General features: G+C 66.8%; 13 protein-coding genes. 1 reads left to right on the top strand and 12 read right to left on the bottom strand.

What is annotated here, in order from left to right:
* Positions 1 to 81 precede the first annotated feature (81 nt).
* Positions 82 to 666, top strand: coding sequence for a YqgE/AlgH family protein (locus ACN2C7_RS02975; protein ID WP_419319745.1), 585 nt, complete (start codon positions 82 to 84; stop codon positions 664 to 666).
* A 130-nt stretch (positions 667 to 796) separates the two neighbouring features.
* Here ACN2C7_RS02975 and ACN2C7_RS02970 read toward each other — a convergent pair whose 3' ends face one another.
* The 12 genes from ACN2C7_RS02970 to coxB all read right to left on the bottom strand — a co-directional run bounded on the left by ACN2C7_RS02970 (position 797) and on the right by coxB (position 12,433).
* Positions 797 to 2,464 (bottom strand): putative bifunctional diguanylate cyclase/phosphodiesterase, encoded by a 1,668-nt coding sequence (locus ACN2C7_RS02970; protein ID WP_419319744.1) that lies wholly within the window; start codon positions 2,462 to 2,464, stop codon positions 797 to 799.
* A 44-nt stretch (positions 2,465 to 2,508) separates the two neighbouring features.
* Positions 2,509 to 3,087: a GNAT family N-acetyltransferase gene (locus ACN2C7_RS02965; protein WP_419319742.1), complete on the bottom strand. Its 579-nt coding sequence runs from the start codon at positions 3,085 to 3,087 to the stop codon at positions 2,509 to 2,511.
* Between the two features lie 40 nt (positions 3,088 to 3,127).
* A complete protein-coding gene (locus ACN2C7_RS02960; RefSeq protein WP_419319741.1) occupies positions 3,128 to 4,399 on the bottom strand; it encodes a M16 family metallopeptidase in 1,272 nt (423 codons plus the stop codon).
* A complete protein-coding gene (gene thrC, locus ACN2C7_RS02955; RefSeq protein ID WP_419319740.1) occupies positions 4,396 to 5,796 on the bottom strand; it encodes a threonine synthase in 1,401 nt (466 codons plus the stop codon). Before thrC ends, ACN2C7_RS02960 begins: the two co-directional genes overlap by 4 nt.
* Positions 5,796 to 6,482, bottom strand: coding sequence for an SURF1 family protein (locus tag ACN2C7_RS02950; protein WP_419319739.1), 687 nt, complete (start codon positions 6,480 to 6,482; stop codon positions 5,796 to 5,798). Before ACN2C7_RS02950 ends, thrC begins: the two co-directional genes overlap by 1 nt.
* On the bottom strand, positions 6,475 to 6,837 hold the full coding sequence (locus tag ACN2C7_RS02945; protein WP_419319738.1) for a DUF983 domain-containing protein: 363 nt from the start codon (positions 6,835 to 6,837) through the stop codon (positions 6,475 to 6,477). The genes ACN2C7_RS02950 and ACN2C7_RS02945 overlap by 8 nt, the downstream gene beginning before the upstream one ends.
* Before the next feature lie 129 nt (positions 6,838 to 6,966).
* Positions 6,967 to 7,842: a cytochrome c oxidase subunit 3 gene (locus ACN2C7_RS02940; protein ID WP_419253041.1), complete on the bottom strand. Its 876-nt coding sequence runs from the start codon at positions 7,840 to 7,842 to the stop codon at positions 6,967 to 6,969.
* A gap of 72 nt (positions 7,843 to 7,914) precedes the next feature.
* Positions 7,915 to 8,487 carry a cytochrome c oxidase assembly protein gene (locus tag ACN2C7_RS02935; protein WP_419321375.1) on the bottom strand — a complete coding sequence of 191 codons (573 nt, stop codon included), beginning with the start codon at positions 8,485 to 8,487 and terminating at the stop codon, positions 7,915 to 7,917.
* A gap of 91 nt (positions 8,488 to 8,578) precedes the next feature.
* Positions 8,579 to 8,728 carry a hypothetical protein gene (locus tag ACN2C7_RS02930; RefSeq protein ID WP_419319737.1) on the bottom strand — a complete coding sequence of 50 codons (150 nt, stop codon included), beginning with the start codon at positions 8,726 to 8,728 and terminating at the stop codon, positions 8,579 to 8,581.
* Positions 8,725 to 9,735: a heme o synthase gene (gene cyoE / locus ACN2C7_RS02925; RefSeq protein ID WP_419319736.1), complete on the bottom strand. Its 1,011-nt coding sequence runs from the start codon at positions 9,733 to 9,735 to the stop codon at positions 8,725 to 8,727. The genes ACN2C7_RS02930 and cyoE overlap by 4 nt, the downstream gene beginning before the upstream one ends.
* Positions 9,736 to 9,835: 100 nt before the next feature.
* Complete coding sequence (gene ctaD, locus ACN2C7_RS02920) at positions 9,836 to 11,488, bottom strand: cytochrome c oxidase subunit I (RefSeq protein WP_419319734.1); 1,653 nt, start codon at positions 11,486 to 11,488, stop codon at positions 9,836 to 9,838.
* Positions 11,489 to 11,512: 24 nt separating this feature from the next.
* Positions 11,513 to 12,433, bottom strand: coding sequence for a cytochrome c oxidase subunit II (gene coxB, locus ACN2C7_RS02915; RefSeq protein ID WP_419319732.1), 921 nt, complete (start codon positions 12,431 to 12,433; stop codon positions 11,513 to 11,515).
* Positions 12,434 to 12,790 lie beyond the last annotated feature (357 nt).

Here is a 12,790-nt window from a genome sequence, read left to right as displayed (position 1 = left end):
AATCGAATATAGGTCCGACGACAACGCGCCAACCCCAAGGTTCGACTTGAAACCGTCGCGTTCTATCCCGATCCTGTATCCATGAACCGCGACACGCATGACGAGGCGGACTTCCTGGCCGGGCGCCTGCTGGTGGCCATGCCGGGCATCGAGGACGAACGCTTCGAACGCGCCGTCCTCTACATGTGCGCCCACGACGAAGAGCAGGCCATGGCCATCACGGTCAATCGCCCGGTCGAGGGCCTGACGGTGTTCGAGCTGCTCGACAAGCTGGGCGTGCGCTCCGAGATCAAGACCCAGAACACCCTGGTGCTGCTGGGCGGTCCGGTCGAGCTGGAGCGCGGCTTCGTGCTGCACACCGACGATTTCAACTCGCCCGACTCGACCCTGGCCCTGCACGACGGCCTGGCCCTGACCGCCACCCGCGACGTGCTCGACGCCATGGGCAGCCCAATCCACCATCCCCGCCGGGCGATCCTGGCCCTGGGCTATGCCGGCTGGGGGCCTGGCCAGCTGGAGCAGGAGGTGCGCGACAACATCTGGCTGGTCTGCGACGCCGACGAGGAACTGCTGTTCGACGACGACCATGAGCACAAGTGGACGCGGGCTTTGGCCAAGCTGGGGATTTCGGCCGATCACCTGTCAACGCAGGCGGGGCGGGCTTAGAGAAAGGTCGGTGGACTTGCCCCCACCGGGCTGCTTCGCAGCCGTCCGCCCCCGTAGGGGGCGGATGAACTCATCTTCCCCCTACGGGGGCGGACGACCGCGAGAGCGGTCAGGAGGGGGCCAGTAGCCCCTACCCCCGCGCCTTCACCGGCGCCGCGCCATCCACATAGGCCTCATTGAGGTAAACCTCGGCCTCCTGCGGCGACAGGGCCGGCGCGTAGCCGAAGCCCTGGCCGTAGTCGCAGCCCAAGGCCTGCAGGGCGGCGGCCATCTCGGCGTTTTCGACGCCTTCGGCGACGACTTCCAGGTCCAGGTCCTGACCCAGCTTGACCACCGAGCGGACGATCTTGGCCGAGCCTGGATTGCCGCCCATGGTGCGGACGAAATAGCGGTCGATCTTCAGGGTGTCGAACGGCAGGCGCGTCAGATATTGCAGCGACGAGAAGCCGGTGCCGAAATCGTCGAGCGCCAGGCCGGCCCCGGCGTCGCGCAGGGTGCGCAGGATCACGGCCGCCCGTTCAGGGTCGCGCATGATGTCGCTTTCGGTGACTTCCAGCTTCAGGGCGCCGCGCGGCAGGTTGTTGACCCGCAGCACCTCGGCCACGTCGTCGACCAGGCCCGGACGGTCGATCTCACCGGTCGACAGATTGACGCTGACGGTCAGGGCGCCCACGGCCGGATGGCTGCGACGCCAGGCGGCCAGCTGCGCGCCGGCGGTGCGCATCATGTGCTCGCCCAGCTCGCTCATCAGGCCCAGTTCCTCGATCAGCGGGAGGAAGGAGTCGGGCGGCAGCATGCCGCGGCGCGGGTGCAGCCAGCGGGCCAGGGCCTCGAAGCCCGACAGGGCGCCGGTCGAGAGGCGCACGACGGGCTGGAAATAGGGGGTGATCTCGCCACGGGCGATGGCGCCGCGCAGGTCGGCCTCCAGGGCCAGGCGCGACAGGCCGTCGGTCTCCATCGAACGGCCATAGGCGGCGGCGCCGCCGCGACCGGCCGAGGATGCGGCCTCGACGGCCAGTTCGGCGCGGCGCAGCAGTTCGGTCGCCTCGGGCGCATCTTCGCCGCCCTCGGCGTTCACGGCCCCGATCGACAGGGTGGGGTGGATATCGAAGCCCGCGATCCGCAGCGGCTGTTCCAGGGCGTTGCGCAGCAGCTCGGCCGGTTCAAAGCCCCGGGGCTCGCACAGCACGGCGAACTCGTCCTCGCCGATCCGGCCCAGGATCGAGCCGGTCGGGAAGGCGGCCGCCAGGCGCGAACCCAGGGCGGCCAGAACCAGGTCGGCGCGTTCGTGGCCCAGGGCCTCGTTCAGGCGGCGCAGGCGATCGACATCAGCGACCACCAGCTCATGCACGCCTTCAAGGCGCAGACGCTCCCGGGCGCGGGCGATGAAGCTCTTGCGGTCCAGCAGGCCGGTCAGGTCGCAGCGCTCGGACGCGGCGAATTTCACTTCGGGGGCGACGACGCCGGCGGCGCGCACGCCTTCCTCCAGCCATACGCCCCGCCAGATGCAGGTTTCGAAGCCGCGCATGCGAAAGCGCGCCATGACTTCCGAGCCGGGTTCGCGGACCTTCAGCACTTCCTCGGCCTGGGCGCGGTCCTGCGGCAGGGCCAGGGCGCGGAAGGCTGCGGAAGAGCATTCAGGGGCCAGCGGACCCAGGCCCAGCGCCCGGGCGGCGCCATTGACCCGCAGGCGGTCGGCCTCAGGCTCCCAGATCCACAGGGCCGCATCGGCCGCACCCAACGCTTCCAGCGTGGCGGTCGTGTCCCAGATCTTACGGTCCGTAGCCCGAAACGACATACTCGATCCCAACGCCACCTCGGCGTCTTTCGCCCGGACCGGCGCTAGGATCGCGCAACAAGTCCGAACAGACGATGATCTCGCCACTCGCCGTTAATTTTCAAATAAGCGGGGGCGTAACCCTCCTCGGAAAAGCCGCATTTCAGCAAAAGCCCGGCCGAGGCGGTGTTTTCCGGCATGCAGGCGGCCTCAATCCGATGGAGTCCCAGGCCCTCGAAGGCGAAGCGGATCACGGTGGCGACGGCGTCGGACATGTGCCCCTGGCGCGTGTAGGGCTGACCCAGCCAGTAGCCCACGGTGCCGCTCAGGGACACGCCGCGCCGGACGTGAAACAGCCGGACGGCGCCGATCAGGGCGTCGTCACTCTTGCGGAACACGAAGAACGGCCACGCCTCGCCGGTCTCCAGTTCACGGGCATAGGCGCCCAGCCGGGCGCGGAAGGCGCGGCGCCCCAGGTCGTCCTCGGGCCAGGTCGGCTCCCAGGGCTCCAGGAAGCTGCGCGACTCGCGGCGCAGGTCGGCCCAGTCGCGGTGGTCCGACAAGCGCGGCGGTCGCAGATAGACGCCGCTGCCCTGAAGCCTGAGGCCGGGTCTGGCGCGGAACAGCTGCAGAAGGGTCGACACTTGAACTCCAGCAGGCGCGAAGGCGCGCGAGGGTCTGCGATCAGGCCGCAGCGAACAAGGCCTTCTCAAAGGCGGGGCCGGCTTTCAGGGCCGACTTGGCGCCCAGGATGGCCGTGGCGCAACGCCGTGAGTCCAGCAGGCGCTGACCCAGCCGGGCGACATCGGCCGGGGTGACGGCGTCGACCTCGAAGGCCAGCTCGGCCGGCGGGTACAGGCGATCGAACAGCAGCACCTGGCCGGCGGCCTGCTCGGCGCGCGACAGCGCCGCCTCGCGGGCCATGAACATGTGCGCCTTCAGCTGGGCCTTGGCGCGGGCCAGTTCGGCCGGCTCGATGTGGCGGGCCAGGGCGACCAGCTGTTCGGCGCAAACCTTGGCGGTCTCGACCGCATTGCCCGCCGCGCAGCCGGCATAGATGCCCAGCGCCCCGTGATCGGCATAGGTGTCGGAATAGGCGTCGATATTATAGGCCAGACCGCGCTTCTCGCGGGCCTCCTGGAACAGCCGCGACGACATGCCCCCGCCCAGGCATTCGGCGAAGATCCGCAGGGCGAAATAGTCCTGCTCGCGCGCGCCGCAGGCCGGCAGCATGAACACCAGATGCGACTGTTCCAGCTTGCGCACCTCGCCCTCGTGGCCGCCCACGAACGGCGCGGCGACGGGTTCGGCCAGGCTCTCGCGCACCGGCACGCCGCCAAAGGCGCGCTCGGCGGCGGTCATCAGCTCGGCCTCGCTGACCGCGCCGGTGGCGCTGATCACCAGCCGGTCGGGGGCGTATAGCGCGCCCCGCCAGTCGGACAGGGCGGCGTTGGTGGCGGCATTGACGCTCTCGACCGAGCCCAGGATCGGGCGGGCCACCGGGTGCTGGCCCCAGGCCGCGCGCTGGATCAGGTCGAAGACATAGTCGTCGGGCGCGTCGGCCGCCTCGGCGATCTCCTGCAGCACCACCTGCTTTTCGCGGACCAGATCGGCCTCGTCCAGGGTGGGGCGCAGCAGCAGGTCGGCGATGACGTCCATGCCCAGATCCAGGCCGCCCTTCAGGGCCCGCACCTGGAAGCTGGTGCGCTCATAGCCGGTGGCGGCGTTGAGCGAGCCGCCCTGGCTTTCGATAACCTCGACGATATCGCGCGCGCTGCGCGATCCGGCCCCCTTGAAGACCATGTGCTCCAGCAGGTGCGACCAGCCCGACTGCGGGACATCCTCGTGGGCCGCGCCGCGACCGGCGACGACGGTCAGGGCCAGGGTCTCAAGGCCGGGCATCGGATCGCAGACGACCCGGACGCCGTTTTTCAGCGTCTTGAGAACAGCGCTCACGAAGTGGCCGCGAAGGTGCGCACGAAGGCTTTCACCGTGTCGCCGCTGGCCGGCAGCCGCTCGAAGCGCTCGGGCTTCTGCGACAGGTCCGGCGTGGCGCGCGGCGTGGCCGGGGTCAGGCCGCAGGCGGCGGCGACCGCCTCGGGGAACTTGGCCGGATGGGCGGTGGAGAGCACCACCACCGGCGTGGTCGGATCGTCCAGCTTGACGCCCGCAGCCGCCGCCACGCCCACGGCGGTGTGCGGGTCGATGACCTCGCCGGTTTCGTTCAGGGTCGAGAGCATGGTCTTGGCGGTGTCGGCCTCGCTGACGGCCACGCCGCGGAACAGCTCGCGCATGGTGGCGAAGGCGCTGGGCGGAATGTCGATCAGGCCGCTGTCGGTAAAGCCCCGGAAGGCGCGGCCGGTCTCGACCCCGTCACGGCGCACCGCTTCGAAATACAGGCGCTCGAAATTGGAGGCCACCTGGATGTCCATGGCCGGGCTCTGGGTGGCGGCCACCGCGCCCTTGGCGTAGCGGCCCTCCTCGAAGGTGCGGGCCAAGATGTCGTTGGAATTGGTAGCGCAGACGATCTGGGCGATCGGCAGGCCCATGCGGGTGGCCACAAAGGCGGCATAGGCGTCGCCGAAATTGCCCGTCGGCACCACGAAGGCCACGGCCCGCTCGGGCGCGCCCAGGGCCACGGCGGCGGTGAAGTAATAGACGCTCTGGGCCGCGATCCGCGCCCAGTTGATCGAGTTGACGCCCGACAGGTCGACCGCATGGCGGAACTGGTCGTCCTGGAAGGCCTGCTTGACGATGGCCTGGCAGTCGTCGAACGAGCCCTGGATCGAGACGCAGGCCACGTTGTCGTCGGTCGCCGTGGTCATGAACCGGCGCTGGACCTCGCTGATCCGGCCCTCGGGGAACAGGGCCACGATGCGGGCGTTCTTGCGGCCCCGGAAGGCCTCGACCGCCGCGCCGCCGGTGTCGCCGGAGGTGGCGCAGATGATGGTCATCTTGCGCGACTGGCGTTCCAGCACATAGTCGTACAGCCGCCCCAGCAGCTGCATGGCGACGTCCTTGAACGCCAGGGTCGGACCGTGGAACAGCTCCAGCAGGAAGCGGTTGGGGCCCAGCTGCTTGAGCGGCGCAACGGCGCTGTGGGCGAAGCTGGCATAGGCCTCGGCGCACATCTCGGCCAGCACCTCGGCGGGGATGTCGTCGCCGACGAACTTGCCCATCACGGCGGCGGCGACCTGATCATAGGGCTTGCCGGCGAAGGCCGCGATTTCCGCCTTGGTGAAGGTCGGCCATTCGGCCGGCACATACAGGCCGCCGTCGGGAGCCAGGCCCGCCAGGACAGCGTCGAGGAATCCGATGGGGGCGGCCTCGCCGCGGGTCGAAACGTAGCGCATCAGGGTCTCAGTCTCCGCCAGAGCATGGCGGCATAGATAAAGAGCAGGGTTACGGCAAGGCCGAACCACGTCAGGGCGTATTCGAGGTGCCGATTGGAAATTTCTGCCGGAAGCGGCGCGGGGACGATCCCGGCCGGGGCCGGGGTCTCGCGCTCGGCCATCAGGGCCAGCGGCGCCGGCTTGCGGCCGGCCAGCCCGGTCACGGCGTCGGCTCGGTGGCCGCCCAGCTGCTCCAGCGGGATCAGGATGCCCGTGACCTGCCCAGGCTCGGCGAAGGCGCGGGCCGGCGCCTCGACCTGGCCGGTCAGCTCGGGCACCACGCCGCGGTCGACCAGGATCAGGTCATAGGGACCACCCTGCACGCCGCACAGGGCCTGGGCGCGCCAGACGACGTCGCCGTCGCGAATGCCATAGGCCAGGGACAGGGGCGGCAGGGACGCCGGGCGGCAGGCGACGCTGACCCGCGTCCAGGCGACATTGCGGCCCTGGGCGGCGGCGGCCAGCACCGGGCCGATCGGGGCCGCCGGGGCGGTCTTCAGGGTCTCGATCCGCCCGAGCAGATCCTCCTTCCAGGCCATGCGCTTGATCTGCCAGGCGCCCAGGAAGCACAGGATGCCGAACGCAATCGCCACGGCGATGGTCAGGCCGATGGGGAAGCGGCTTTTGACGGGAGGGACCTCAGACATCGCGCCCGCCGGCTTCCGAGGCCTTGTTGGCGACCTGGGCGGCCACCATCAGGCCCTTGGCGGGCCGCATCAGGCCCAGGCTCAGGCCCAGGGTCACCGGCAGCCAGACCAGCAGCAGCAGCCAGATCGGCCAGTTCCAGGCAAACATCGAAAACAGCGCGCCGAACGCACCGACGCTGCCGCCGATCAGGATGATGAAGGTCGAGGCCCCGTCGCCGGTCTCGTGGCGGCCCAGCTCGAAGCCGCAGGCTTCGCAGGTCGGGGCGATCTTCAGGAACCCGTCGAACAGGAAGCCCTCGCCGCACTTGGGGCAGCGACCGCTGGCGCCGGCCAGATAGGGGTTGGTGTGGCTCATGGAGCCTCCTGAAAAGAAAAAGGCCCGGAACGCTGGCTTAGCGTTCCGGGCCCCCTCGGAAGTCTGGATCTTAGAGCGTGGCGGCTCAAAATGTGAGGGGTTTAGCCCTCACATTTCAACTTTCGGGCCCTAGTGGGCCGAAGCGCCGAAGATCACGTAGATGAAGGCGAACAGGAACAGCCAGACCACGTCCACGAAGTGCCAGTACCAGGCGGCCGCTTCGAAGCCGAAGTGCTGCTTGGGGGTGAAGGCGCCGTTCTGCAGGCGGATCAGGCAGACGATCAGGAACAGGGTGCCGACAAACACGTGGAAACCGTGGAAGCCGGTGGCCAGGAAGAAGGTCGAACCGTAGAGGCCCGAATTCACGGCCGCTTCCGAATAGAACAGCTGCTCGTGGTTGATGTGGGCATATTCATAGAACTGGATGGCGGTGAACAGCGCGCCCAGCAGGACGGTCAGGATCAGACCCCACTTGGCGCCCTTGCGGTCGCCGACCTGCAGCGCGTGGTGCGCCCAGGTGACGGTGGTGCCCGACAGCAGCAGGGTCAGGGTGTTGACCAGCGGCAGATGCCATGGCGAGACGGTCTCGACGCCCAGCGGCGGCCAGGTGGCCCAGGCGGTGCGGACTTCCTCGATGGCCGAGAGGGTGCGGTGTTCATGGAACAGCGCCATCTCGAAGAACATCCAGAACCAGGCCACGAAGAACATCACTTCCGAAGCGATGAACAGGATCATGCCATAGCGCAGGCCGATCGAGACGACCGGCGTGTGGTCGCCGGCCTTGGCTTCCTTGGCCACATCGCTCCACCAACCGAAGAAGGTGTAGAGGATGCCGGCAAAGCCTGCGGCGAAGATCGCCCAGTTGCCTTTTTCGATACCCAGAACACCGCCCTTGATCCAGCCGATCAGGCCGATGGCCATGATGGTGGCGGCGACCGAGCCCACGAGGGGCCAGGGGCTGGGCGGCAGGATGTGATAGTCGTGTTTGACGGCGCCGTGGGCCATGGTGGTGCTAACCCTTATTCCCTCTAGACGTTGCCCGCCGAGTCCCCCCGCTGCAACGCTCCATATTGAACGCTATAGCCCTCTCGACGGCGCGCCGCCAAGGGGTTGAACGATACGCGGCGTCGTAGAAGCCACCAGTTTTTTCCCGGAGTCGTCCTCGACCGCCGGGAAGAAGGTGTAGGAGAGGGTGATCTCGCCCTTACCCTTGGTCTCCGGATCATCGACATATTGCGGATCGACGAAGTAGACGACCGGAAACTCGATCGTCTGGCCGGGCTGGATCGTCTGGTTGGAAAAGCAGAAACATTCCAGTTTCTGGAAGTAAGGCCCGGCCTGTTCGGGCACCACATTGTAGATCGCCCGGCCGGTCATGGCCTGGTCGCTGCGGTTGGTGACCTTGAAGAACGCCAGGCCCGTGTCGCCGATCCGGATATCCTGGCTGACCTGCTCGGTCGAGAAGTCCCAGGGCAGGTTGCGGATATTGGCGTCGAACCGGATCTTGACCTTGCGGTCCAGCACCGTGGTCGGGGCCAGATCGGCCTTGCGCACGGTGCCGTCAAATCCGGTCATCTGGCAAAACAGCTTGTAGAGCGGCACCGAGGCGTAGGCCGCCCCGACCATGCCGAAGAAGGCGGCGGCGCACATCAGACCGACACGCGCGTTGCGCTTGGCGGCGAGGTCCTTGACGGGCTTCAGCGCCTTGAGCGGACCGTTGCCGGATTCAGCAGGGCTGGATTCAGAAGGGACGGTTAGCGACATTGGCGCCGAGCCTCACGATAGTGACCACAAACATCAGAATGACAAAGGCCAGCAGGCCCAGGCCCAGGGCAATATTGCGCCCCTTGCGCGCCCGCGCGGCGGCGTCTTGTTCGACAAGCTTGTTCATCGCAAAAGCTCCAAGGCTTTGACGCCAAAGACCGCTTCGCCCAGCAGGGCTGCGAACATGGCGAACAGATAGAGGATCGAGAAGGCGAACAGATTGCGCGCCGCCTTGGCGCCGGCGGCCTTCACATCGTCGGTGACCTCATAGAGGTCGCGGTCGGCGGCGCGCGGATCGGCGGCGTCGCCGGCCTTGCTGAGAAACACCCGGAAGGCCAGCAGCAGGAACACCGCGCCACCCAGGCCGGCGACCGCCAGATACAGCGGACCGCCCAGACCGGTCAGCACCGGCAGCAGGCAGACCGGAATCAGGATCAGGCTGTAGATCAGGATCTGCAGGCGGGTGGCCTTGGCGCCCTTGACTACCGGCAGCATCGGCACGCCGGCCTTGGCGTAGTCGGTGGTGATGTACAGCGACAGCGCCCAGAAGTGCGGCGGGGTCCAGAAGAAGATGATGGCCACCATCAGCCAGGCGTTCAGCGGGGCCGAGCCCGTGGCCGCAGCCCAGCCGATGGCGGGCGGCAGGGCGCCGGCCAGTCCGCCGATGACGATGTTCTGGGTCGTCCAGCGCTTGAGCCACATGGTGTAGACCACGGCGTAGAAGACGATGGTGAAGGCCAGCAGGCCGGCCGCCAGCCAGTTGACCGCCATGCCCAGCAGCATCACCGAGAGCAGGCTGAGCACCACGCCCAGGGCGGCGGCGTCGTCGCCGCGCACCTTGCCCGACGGCACGGGGCGGCCGCGTGTGCGGCGCATCAGGCCGTCGATATCGGCGTCGAACCACATGTTCAGGGCGCCGGAGGCCCCTGCCCCGACAGCGATGCACAACACCGCCACGGCGGCCAGCACCGGGTGCATGGGCGTGCGGGCGGCCAGAAGGCCGGTCAGGCCGGTGAACACCACCAGAGACATGACGCGGGGCTTGAGCAGCTGGAAGAAGTCCTGCCAGCGGGCGACATCGGGCGTCGTCTGCAGCGGGGCGGTTTCCGGGGTCATGGCGGCGATCTTCGACATCAGGTTCTAATTATAGCGGTCTTGATGGGCGAAGGGCGCGGCCCGGACCCTTAAGTGGTCCAGACCGCGCCCCCGCAGGCTTCAATTCAGTCGTCAGGCCCTAGTGGTGGCCGTCTTCGCGGATCACCGGCGGCTCGCTGAACTGGTGGAACGGCGGCGGCGACGACAGGGTCCATTCCAGGGTGGTGGCGCCTTCGCCCCACGGATTGGCCTCGGCCGGACGACGACGAATGGCGGCCTCGATCAGGATGATCAGGAACACCACCACGCCAACGACCGTGATCGCGTAGCCGACCGTCGAGACGTAGTTCCACTTCGCGAAGGCTTCCGGATAGTCGACATAGCGACGCGGCATGCCTTGCAGGCCCAGGAAGTGCTGCGGGAAGAAGATCAGGTTGACGCCGACGAACATGATCCAGAACTGCACGCAGCCCAGGAACTCGTTGTACTTCACGCCCCACATCTTCTCGAACCAGTAGAAGAAGCCGGCGAAGATGGCGAACACGGCGCCCAGCGACAGCACGTAGTGGAAGTGAGCGACGACGTAATAGGTGTCGTGCAGGCTGTAATCGATGCCGGCATTGGACAGGACCACGCCGGTGACGCCGCCGACCGTGAACAGGAAGATGAAGCCGATCGCCCACAGCATGGGCGTCTTGAAGCTGATCGAACCGCCCCACATCGTGGCGATCCAGGAGAAGATCTTCACGCCGGTCGGGACAGCGATGATCATCGTGGCGGCCACGAAATAGGCCCGCAGGTTGATGCTCATGCCGACGGTGTACATGTGGTGCGCCCACACGACGAAGCCGACGAAACCGATGGCGACCATGGCATAGGCCATCGCCAGATAACCGAAGATCGGCTTGCGCGAGAAGGTCGAGACGATGTGGCTGATGATGCCGAAGCCTGGCAGGATCAGGATGTACACTTCCGGGTGACCGAAGAACCAGAACAGGTGCTGGAACATCACCGGATCGCCGCCGGCGGCGGGGTCGAAGAAGTGGGTGCCGAAGTTACGGTCGGTCAGCAACATGGTGATGGCGCCGGCCAGGACGGGCAGCGACAGCAGCAGCAGGAAGGCGGTGATCAGCACCGACCAGGCGAACAGCGGCATGCGGTGCAGGGTCATGCCCGGCGCGCGCATGTTGAAGATCGTGGTGATGAAGTTGATCGCGCCCAGGATCGACGAAGCGCCGGCCAGGTGGAGCGCCAGGATCGCCAGGTCCATGGCCGGACCCTTGTGACCGATGGTCGAGAGCGGCGGATAGATCGTCCAGCCGCCGCCGAAGCCCTGACCCGGACCGCCATCGACGAACATCGACAGGCAGAGCAGAACCCAGGCGGCGACCAACAGCCAGAACGAGACGTTGTTCATCCGCGGGAAGGCCATGTCCGGCGCGCCGATCATGATCGGGACGAACCAGTTGCCGAACCCGCCGATCATCGCCGGCATGACCATGAAGAAGATCATGATCAGGGCGTGGGCGGTGACGACGGCGTTGTAGCCGTGCTTGCCCTTGAACAGACCCAGGATGCCGGTGTCGGAGAACACCTGGATGCCCGGCTCCATAAGCTCCCAGCGGATCAGGCCCGAAAGGGCGCCGCCCACGATCCCGGCCATGATGGCGAACAGGATGTAGAGGGTGCCGATGTCCTTGTGGTTCGTCGAGAAGAACCAGCGCTGGAAGAAGGGCGGCTTGTCGTCGGCGCCGTGCGCGTCGTGATGATCAATGTCTGCGGCGTGAGCCATCGGACTAATCCTGCAATCTAAGTCTTAGACCGCCGGCGCGGCGGGAGCCGCGGCCGGGACGGTGGCGGGAGCGGCGGCCGGGATCGCGACAGCGGCCGGAGCGGCGGCGTCAGCGACGGGGGCGGCCGCCGGCGGAGCGGTCTTGGACTGCACCCAGGCGTCAAACTCGGCCTGGGTAACGACCTTGATCTCGATGGGCATGTTGGAGTGTTCAGACCCACACAGTTCCGAGCACTGGCCGTAATAGGTTCCGACCTTTTCGGCCTTGAACCAGGTTTCGTTCAGGCGGCCGGGGATGGCGTCGGTCTTCAGGCCAAAGGCCGGCAAGGCGAAGGCGTGGATCACGTCGGCGGCTGTGACCTGCACACGGACCACCTGATTGACCGGAACGACCAGCGGCTTGTCTGCGGCCAGCAGGTAAGGAACCTTTTTGGCGACAGCTTCGGCCTGGGTCAGCGGCAGGGAGATTTCCTCGCTGATCTTCTGGTCGGGATATTCATAGCCCCAGTACCACTGGTAGCCCGTGGCCTTCACCGTCATGTACGGCTTGGGCATGTCGTTATAGGCGAACAGCAGCCGGAACGAGAAGATCGCGATCACCATCAGGATGATCACCGGAACCACCGTCCAGACGATCTCGATGGTGGTGTTGTGGCTGAACTTGGCCGGGACCGGGTTGGCCTTCTTGTTGTAGCGGATCGCGATCCAGATGATCAGACCCAGCACGAACAAGGTGATGACCGTGATGATCGGCATCAGGATCACGTCGTGGAACCAGATCGCTTCATGCTTCAGCGACGAAGCGGCGGGCTGAAGATCGATCGCCCCCGGGGTCGGCTGACCCATCAAGTCCTGCGCAAGGGCCTGCCCCGCGAAAACCGTCATGGCGGCGAGGGCGCTAGCGCCCGTCAGAACCCGCCGAAACCCCTGAAATTGCGCCTTCATATCCCTCACGGCCCGTTTCAGCGCCTATTTGACGTCGATCATTTGACCTTGATCAACGTCACGTCGCGCCGACATGCACATTACAGTCAGGCTCGCGGTATCGCGCAATCGACTCCAGATAATGAGTCGCGGTCGCGCCCCGCCCAACTGACCATTCTGTTGGCTGCATACGCGCATCGCCAGCGGTTGCCAAGCGCCTGAAACCCCCGGGAAACCCTCCTTGGCAACGGTTCGGGCATCCAGCTGCGAACAGCTTTCAATAACCCCGGCCGCAGGCCTCCGGATCATTACGTAACGTTCATTGACAGGTACCTTGCACCGCTCAGTACCTTGCCGTAGAAGAGTGCATCAACCGAG

This window comes from Caulobacter sp. ErkDOM-E, assembly GCF_048541895.1.
GTDB lineage: Bacteria > Pseudomonadota > Alphaproteobacteria > Caulobacterales > Caulobacteraceae > Caulobacter.
This window is presented reverse-complemented; position numbering and strand designations above follow the sequence as displayed.

Excerpts from the sequence above, each read along its gene's own strand:
- ACN2C7_RS02945 (WP_419319738.1), bottom strand. The coding sequence starts at position 6,837 with ATGAGCCACACCAACCCCTATCTGGCCGGCGCCAGCGGTCGCTGCCCC.
- ACN2C7_RS02935 (WP_419321375.1), bottom strand. The coding sequence starts at position 8,487 with ATGTGCGCCGCCGCCTTCTTCGGCATGGTCGGGGCGGCCTACGCCTCG.
- ACN2C7_RS02940 (WP_419253041.1), bottom strand. The coding sequence starts at position 7,842 with ATGGCCCACGGCGCCGTCAAACACGACTATCACATCCTGCCGCCCAGC.
- ACN2C7_RS02950 (WP_419319739.1), bottom strand. The coding sequence starts at position 6,482 with ATGTCTGAGGTCCCTCCCGTCAAAAGCCGCTTCCCCATCGGCCTGACC.
- ctaD (WP_419319734.1), bottom strand. The coding sequence starts at position 11,488 with ATGGCTCACGCCGCAGACATTGATCATCACGACGCGCACGGCGCCGAC.
- cyoE (WP_419319736.1), bottom strand. The coding sequence starts at position 9,735 with ATGTCGAAGATCGCCGCCATGACCCCGGAAACCGCCCCGCTGCAGACG.
- coxB (WP_419319732.1), bottom strand. The coding sequence starts at position 12,433 with ATGAAGGCGCAATTTCAGGGGTTTCGGCGGGTTCTGACGGGCGCTAGC.
- ACN2C7_RS02975 (WP_419319745.1), top strand. The coding sequence starts at position 82 with ATGAACCGCGACACGCATGACGAGGCGGACTTCCTGGCCGGGCGCCTG.
- ACN2C7_RS02930 (WP_419319737.1), bottom strand. The coding sequence starts at position 8,728 with ATGAACAAGCTTGTCGAACAAGACGCCGCCGCGCGGGCGCGCAAGGGG.
- thrC (WP_419319740.1), bottom strand. The coding sequence starts at position 5,796 with ATGCGCTACGTTTCGACCCGCGGCGAGGCCGCCCCCATCGGATTCCTC.
- ACN2C7_RS02970 (WP_419319744.1), bottom strand. The coding sequence starts at position 2,464 with ATGTCGTTTCGGGCTACGGACCGTAAGATCTGGGACACGACCGCCACG.